Raw genomic sequence first — 7,077 nt, 5'->3', positions numbered from 1 at the left:
TACCAACCCAAGGGCCCAACCTTGGCAACCGCATCAGAGTTTGCAACAGAGCCCGCCGCATCAACCAACGGCCAGTTCAGCAGAAAGCGCCAGGATCTCTGCAGCCGGACCCATGCCCAGAGGATCGCGGGCCGATTGCTGGATGTCCTCGGCAAGCCGATGGCCGTCATTCACACCGACAACCCGTTGCAGCCCTTTCGGGTCGGCGATCCATCAGAGACCTCGGGAAGGGTGGTGGTCGAGGTGCGCTCGTAACGCGCCCCGACCATCCTCAATCGATTGACCGCTTACTCGGCCAGAGTCGGATCGAGATACCACGAGGCACCCTGCCGGAAATCCCGATCAGGTTTTACCACCGGCCCGTCCGGCTCACTCGCGACGTAAGGCTTGACCAGCGGCATCGTGGCGACGCGGCGCTTGGCCAGCTTGCCAGCGACCTTCCCGCGCGCCTTGAGCAACTCTTCAAGCCACATGAGGTCGTCGAGCATCTGCACGACACCCCGGCCCGCCAGAATGTAGTAGAGACAGCGCTGGAAATCGTCGCACTCGTTACCGAGGATCATCGACAACTTCAGCTTGGCGCCCGCCACACCCTCGTGAACCCACTCGACCGCTTCGCGCAGTTCGACCGTCGAGAAATAGCTGTCCTCGACATCCATACCGATCGCCGCCGCCGCAAGCATGCGCCGGGTCGGGCGATTGCCCAGGTCGACGCTGGCATCGCGCAGCGTGATGTCGAGATCGAACCGATTGGTGAATACCGAACGCTTCATGACGAGGGTCTCCTTGTCCATGAACATACAGTGAACAGACTAGACCGTCAACGACCAATGCGGTAGGTGTCGCGCATGTGGTTGGTGCCTCGCCATTCGAGAGGCCTGTCTCTCCGCACGGACGTGCCTGTTGTCGTCCGCGACGCGCTCGTGCGCTGGTACGAAGGGGAGGGCACTGACGCCGATCATCGGGCCAGCGTCACGATGGTGGTCAAAGCGCGGACACACGGCCAGTGGATCGCCTGCGACTGTCTGGGCGGTGAAACGCCGCCGCCATTGATGTCGCCGTCCTACCTGTCCGAGGCAGAAACCTACTACCTTCGGCGGCTGACCAGCACCCGGCAGAAGCGCCCCGAGCATCTGACAGACTGTCCGTTCTACCGCGAGCAGGCCCCACAGCGATTCCGCGAAAAGCGCAGCGCAATCCCTTCGACGATCGATGAGCCGCACGGCCTGTTCAATGCGCACCGCTTGGCGCCGGAGAAGCTGGCGGCCATGCCGGACGACAGTGAACCCGACGACCGAACCCGGGGCGTTGCGATACCGCGTCTCGCGCGCCTGCTGTGGCTCCTCATGGAAATGGCGCACGTCAACGTCGTCGAACCCCTCCCTCCGGATCAAGGACGGGACACTTCGATGGCGAAGGAATTCGCTCGCCTACGCCGCGCTGCAGAGCGACTGGACATCGCGCCAGGTATTCCCCTCGCGAAGCACTTCTACACCCATGTCGACCCCTACGATCGGAATGTGGTGTTCGCCCGCCTGCGCAAAGCCGCGGCGAAATGGCCTTCGGGCCTGGCGCCGCAAGCCTTCCTTGCGCTCTACGCTCTCGACATTTCAGGAACGACCATCACACTCGCCGAAGGCCGCGAGCTCGAGGTCAAAACGCGGATCCAATATGCCGGAGCGCGGGTCGGACCGCCTTACCTCGTCCTCGTCGTCGTAGGCGAACACAACCCGCGTGACGGCTTTGCCGCGCTCCGCGGCTATGCGCAGCCGATCGCCCGCCCATCCAGCTTCATCGCGGTGCACAGCCAGGCCGAGCGTGACGCCGTCATCGGCCTTCTCGACCTTCAGTACCGCTGGCGTCGGCGGCAGATCGACATAGGCTTCAAGCGCCCTCTCTTCGATCTCACCACCAGGGCAGGTCCGCTAAGGCCGGATCTCGTCCTCGACATCCGTGACAACAGTACCGGCGAACTGATCGAGGCGGCGCTCGAAGTCATCGCCAACGACGAACCCGACTACATCGACGCCAAGCAGCGCAAGATCGCCGCGCTGGCCGAGCTGGGCCCAACCGTCTTCGCGCGCGCCGCGACGCTTCGCGACCACGGCATCGAGGCCATCCTGAAGGCGAACCTGGGCATCGGCTGAAAGGGGAGGGGGAAGAGCGGCTCGAATCCAACAGGAGACGAGCCATGGTTCCCTTCACTTCCTCGCCGACGATCGTCCGCGACATCCGCCACGCCCACCTATTCTGCGGGATCGGTGGCGGGGCCATCGGCTTCCAGAAGGCGAGGGTGCGCGTCGGCCCGATGCAGGGTCGATTCGTCTGCGCCGGCGGAATCGACGTCGACCCCGGTGCCATCCGCAATTTCGAGCGGATCACCGGCACTCCGGGCACCGTCCTCGATCTGTTCGATCGCGAGCAGTATCGCGCCTTCCACGGCGCCGAACCCCCGTCGGACTGGCGCGAGGCCGCGCCGGCAGACATTCGGCGAATCTTCGGCGAAAACGTCGACGTCCTCTTCCAGTCCAGCCCATGCAAGGGCTTCTCTGGCCTCCTGTCCGCCAAGCAGTCGAAAACGGACAAGTACCAAGCGCTGAACCGCCTCGCGCTGCGCGGTGTCTGGCTGACGCTCGAGGCATATCAGGATGACCCCATTCCGATCATCCTGTTCGAGAACGTGCCGCGCATCCTCAATCGCGGCCGCTGGCTCCTTGACCAGATAACCGCGCTGTTCCGCTGCTACGGTTACAGCGTCAACATCGATGTTCACGACTGCGGCATCATCGGAAATCTGGCGCAGAGCCGCAAACGTGCGCTGTTGATCGCCCGCCACACGAAGAAGATCCCGCCGTTCGTCTATCAGCCCCGCCACCATCGCCTTCGCGGCGTCGGCGAAGTGATCGGCAAGCTCCCGCTGCCGGGTGACCCGATCGCGGGGCCTATGCACCGCATCCCGGCGCTGCAGTGGAAGACCTGGCTACGCCTCGCGCTTGTGCCAGCAGGAAAAGACTGGCGCGCGCTCAACGATCTCGCCGTCGTCGACGGCCAGCTGCGCGATTACGGGATCGTGCCCGAAGCCCACCTGCGGGACAACGCCCTTGGCGTAAACGCTTGGACCGACAGCGCGCCCGTCATCACCGGGCAGCGTGCTCGGGGGCAGGGCCGATTTGCCGTCGCGGATCCCCGCCCCGGGGAGGCCTGGCACAACGAGGCCCTAGGGGTTCGGACGTGGGCGGACAGCAGCCGTGTCGTCGCCGGCGCGAGCCGCCCGCACAACGGAGCGCACAGCGTTGCCGACCCCCGACCGGGTTACGGCGCGGGCACCCACCAGAACATTCTGGCTGTCGCCGACTTCGTCCGACCGGCCAAGGCCGTCACGGGTGCTCGTCACCCAGCAGGGGGAGCGCTCTCGGTTGCCGACCCGCGGCCGAATTACGGACCCGCGACGCATCGCCACGTCCTCGGCGTCAACACCTGGTCGGGCGAGCCGACCGGCACGGTAACCGGCGATCCGAAACCCAGCACCGGCGCCTTCTCGGTCGCGGACCCTCGCGTGAATGGCCATGCCCGCAGCGTCCAGCTCGGCGTGCGCCCTTGGGACAAGCCCGCGGCCTGCGTCAAAGGCGACGTCAGCGTCGGAACCGGCCCCTATGCAGTCAGCGACCCGCGTCTGATCGGCGACCGCCCCCGGTATAACAACGTATTCCGCATCGTGCCGTTCGACACCCCGTCACCAGCGGTAGCCGGACCGGGCGGGGCAGCGGGCGGGATTGCTGTCGCGGATCCGCGCGGCGCTACCAGCGAGACCTACAGCAGCCGGAAATACAAGGTTACGCCGTTCTCGGAGAGCAGCCGCGCCGTGATCGGCGCGAGCTCGACGGGCGAGGGTGCCTTCGCCGTCGCCGATCCCCGCCCCAGCTGGGGAAACCAGCGGCATCGCAACATCCTGCGAGTCACACCCTACAGCGACCCGTCGGGAACCATCGCGGGCGGCCACAGCGTCACCGGAGGGCAACCGTGCGTCGCCGACGAACGCCGCGAGCACTACCAGACCGGCGGGCATTACGGTGTCGTCGACTGGAAACAGTCCTCGTACTCCGTGAGCGGATCGGCCTGCCACGACAACGGCTTCAATTCGGTGCCGGACCCGCGCCCGACGGATATCGAGGCCGAGCGCTTCGAGTTGCCCGCCGCCAACGACCGCCTCGTCTGCCGGATCATCGCGACCGACGGCACATGGCATCGGCCGTTCACGACACTCGATCTTGCCGCGCTGCAGGCGCTGTTCGACCCCGAGGAGATCTTCACCGCAGTCCAGGGCGAGCAGGGCATCGAATGGCACTGCCGGGAAGCGTTCGACCTCATCGACGGAAGCGACGTCACCAAGCGCGAATGGATCGGAAACATGGTCCCCGGCGCAGCCGCCACCGGAATGGCCGAGACGATCGGTGAGACGATCCTCCTGGCCGAGCAGGGGGAGACCTTCTTCCTCAGCACCCGGGAGATCTGGGTCAAACCCGGCGCGATGGCTCTGGCGATCGACAACGACCAGTCCGCCTTTCGGCTCGACGCCCTGGGATGAAAGGGAAGGGGGAGGGGGGTGCCCGATCCGGTTGAGGAGACGAGCAATGCACAAGTTTCAATCCGTTCCAGCGCCTGTCGCGACCCTGTGGGGCTCCCCCCAACAGTCCGAGCAGATCCTTCCGGGAGTGTGGGAGGTTCACACCGCCAGCCATGGCGGCATCATCCTGTCGGAAGAGCGCCAGGCCGCGATGCCTGCTGCGCTGCGACTGGCGGACCCGTTCTACGAAGAGGACGTGGACTGGTGCCTCGCCATCGTTGCTTTCGAAGCTGAATACCGCGCGTCGGGACGTCGATGCGCAGCGCTTCTCGCTGACAATGCGCGATCGAGCCTCCGCGCGTGGCATCCCGACCGGTTCACCGCCTATACCGGCGAAGCGGTACCGGAAGATGCGAGCCCGGTCCTGCAACGACGCGCCGCCTACACCGCGCTGATCGGTGAATTCGTCGTCACAAGCGCCAGCGGCGATTGGGCCGACTGGGTTCCGAAGGGCAAGGTTGGGGTTGTCGCTCGCCGCGTGACCGGCGTCGATGCGCTCGGTTTCGCCCGCTACGCCAACGGAGAGACGATCCAGGGCCTCGTCGACAAGGACGCCTACAACAGTTCGGCGATCAACGGGTTCGACGCGATCGGCGCTGTGCGCATCGATGGCGATGCCCCTGCGACCAAGGAAGTCGCGCTGTGACCGGCGGCATCGGCAACGACTTCGAGATCGCGCGCTCGCTCGTCCTCAGCACGGCCCACATGCACCCCGCGACCGCGCGCGACTGGATGCCCCGGTGCCCCTGGTCGTGCTTCGAAAAGGGCGACTACGGGTGGTTCATGCACGTCTGCGACGACGTCGGCATTACCGAAGCGCATGACGTGCCCCTGGAAATCCGCTCCGCGATCCACGTCGCCAAGCGCGAAGGCTGCCAGTGGATCATGTGGGACTGCGACGGACCTCTTGTCGCGGAGCTCCCCGAATACGATTGGGCGGCGTCGCTGCCGATCGCGGCATGAACGCGCCGGCGTTCCTCACGACGAGGCCGCGGCGCGCGGTGGACGTGCTCGACCTGCGCAACCCGCCCATCGTGCTCGCCTACGGTATCGGAGTCGACTCGACCGCGATGCTCATCGAGCTCGTCGCGCAGGGCCGAAAGCCCGATCTGGTTCTCACCGCGGATACCGGGAGCGAAAAGCCAGCCACTTACGCCTACCTCGACGTCATCCGGCCATGGATGGCCGCGCACGGCATCGACTTTCGGGTCTGCCGCTACGTCCCGCAGCGCTTCAAACACTGGCCGCCCTACATGAGCCTGCTCGAGAACGTGCTGACCAACGCCACGCTGCCGTCGATCAGCCTCGGCCGACACAGCTGCAGCCTCAAATGGAAGATCGCGCCCCAGGACAAGTTCGTCGAGACATGGCAGCCGGCCATCGACGCATGGGCGCGCGGCCAGAAGGTCATCCGCCTGATCGGCTACGACGCGTCGCCGGCGGACACGCGGCGTCACGCGCATGCGCTTACCATCCCAAGCGACCGCTTCGAATGCCGTTACCCCTTGCGGGAATGGGGCTGGACGCGCGACGATTGCATCGCTCGGATCGAGGCCGAAGGCCTCCCGGTCCCGCCGAAATCGGCCTGCTTCATGTGCTGCGGCTCGCAGCCTGACGAGATCCGCGACCTCCCTGCATGGTGCCTGCGGCTCATCGTCCTGATCGAGGCCCGGGCCGCGCCGCGGCTCCGCACCGTGGAAGGCCTCTGGCGCACCACGACCAAGAAGCGACCCGGCCGAATGACCGACTTCATCCGCGCGGAACAGCTGCTCCCTGAGGGCGAGATCGATCGCATCGCGCACGAGGCGCCGACTGCGCTGCGGCTCTTTCAGGACGCCGCGGCCGACATCCCGCTCCCGGAACGCCCGCACCTGGCGGACTGGATCTCCCAATTCAACGCACAGCTGGAGCTGGCCGCATGATCAGCGAAACACTCACTCGCGCCGAACAAATCGCGCGCCTCAACGACCGCGCGCGCCAAGGGCTCGATCGAACCGCACTCGTCAACTTCACCCGGGCATGCCTCGCTGAGTTCTGCTCGGACGACACGCCCAACGGGCTGCTCGCCCAGGCCGAAATGATGAAAGCCATGCGTCAGCACGCTTTCGTCAACGATGCCCATGGCGAACGCGACTTCGGGCAGATGACGTTCCGCGACATGCCCGTGTGGTTCAAGATCGACTTGTATGATCCGGGCCTTGTCAAGATCGCATTGAACGGTTCCTTCTGTTGACGCGTTGGGGGCCCCCACACGCAATGCTCAAGGATTGGCTTCATTCGTTCCGAGGTCAGCTGATGCACTATCCGTGCATAGACTTGTATCCGGTCGCGGCCGTTCCCGCGCACCATAATCCGTATTCACATCCCCGGATCGAGCAAAGGCGGATGCGGACCAAACGGCTCTGTTGCAAACTCTGATGCGGTTGCCAAGGTTGGGCCCTTGGGTTGGTAAG

Annotated in this window: 8 protein-coding genes; 7 read left to right on the top strand and 1 reads right to left on the bottom strand. The window is 65.5% G+C overall.

The window, feature by feature from the left end; translation table 11 throughout:
- Positions 1 to 255, top strand: a 255-nt coding sequence (locus AX692_RS19150; protein WP_230960744.1) for a hypothetical protein, incomplete at its 5' end; no start/stop codon positions are given.
- A gap of 32 nt (positions 256 to 287) precedes the next feature.
- Here the strand turns inward: AX692_RS19150 and AX692_RS14035 are convergent.
- Complete coding sequence (locus tag AX692_RS14035) at positions 288 to 773, bottom strand: hypothetical protein (protein WP_066117716.1); 486 nt, start codon at positions 771 to 773, stop codon at positions 288 to 290.
- A 123-nt stretch (positions 774 to 896) separates the two neighbouring features.
- Here AX692_RS14035 and AX692_RS14030 point away from each other — a divergent pair, with 123 nt between their 5' ends.
- Genes AX692_RS14030 through AX692_RS14005 form a run of 6 tightly spaced genes read left to right on the top strand, consistent with a single transcriptional unit; the run spans position 897 to position 6,857 of the window.
- Entirely contained in the window at positions 897 to 2,147 is a 1,251-nt protein-coding gene (locus tag AX692_RS14030) for a hypothetical protein (RefSeq protein WP_196490148.1), read from the top strand.
- Between the two features lie 44 nt (positions 2,148 to 2,191).
- The gene (locus AX692_RS14025) at positions 2,192 to 4,585 is read left to right on the top strand and encodes a DNA cytosine methyltransferase (RefSeq protein ID WP_066270969.1); all 2,394 of its coding nucleotides are present in this window, start codon (positions 2,192 to 2,194) and stop codon (positions 4,583 to 4,585) included.
- 46 nt (positions 4,586 to 4,631) lie between these two features.
- Entirely contained in the window at positions 4,632 to 5,270 is a 639-nt protein-coding gene (locus tag AX692_RS14020) for a DUF7007 domain-containing protein (RefSeq protein ID WP_066270973.1), read from the top strand.
- Positions 5,267 to 5,587, top strand: coding sequence for a hypothetical protein (locus tag AX692_RS14015; RefSeq protein ID WP_066270975.1), 321 nt, complete (start codon positions 5,267 to 5,269; stop codon positions 5,585 to 5,587). The genes AX692_RS14020 and AX692_RS14015 overlap by 4 nt, the downstream gene beginning before the upstream one ends.
- Positions 5,584 to 6,546: a hypothetical protein gene (locus AX692_RS14010; RefSeq protein WP_073976503.1), complete on the top strand. Its 963-nt coding sequence runs from the start codon at positions 5,584 to 5,586 to the stop codon at positions 6,544 to 6,546. The genes AX692_RS14015 and AX692_RS14010 overlap by 4 nt, the downstream gene beginning before the upstream one ends.
- Positions 6,543 to 6,857: a DUF3768 domain-containing protein gene (locus AX692_RS14005; RefSeq protein ID WP_066271084.1), complete on the top strand. Its 315-nt coding sequence runs from the start codon at positions 6,543 to 6,545 to the stop codon at positions 6,855 to 6,857. Before AX692_RS14010 ends, AX692_RS14005 begins: the two co-directional genes overlap by 4 nt.
- Positions 6,858 to 7,077: the final 220 nt, after the last annotated feature.

Source organism: Erythrobacter donghaensis (assembly GCF_001557325.1).
Classification (GTDB): domain Bacteria; phylum Pseudomonadota; class Alphaproteobacteria; order Sphingomonadales; family Sphingomonadaceae; genus Erythrobacter; species Erythrobacter donghaensis_B.
Note: the sequence above shows the minus strand (reverse complement) of the source record. Positions and strands in the feature narration are given on the sequence as shown.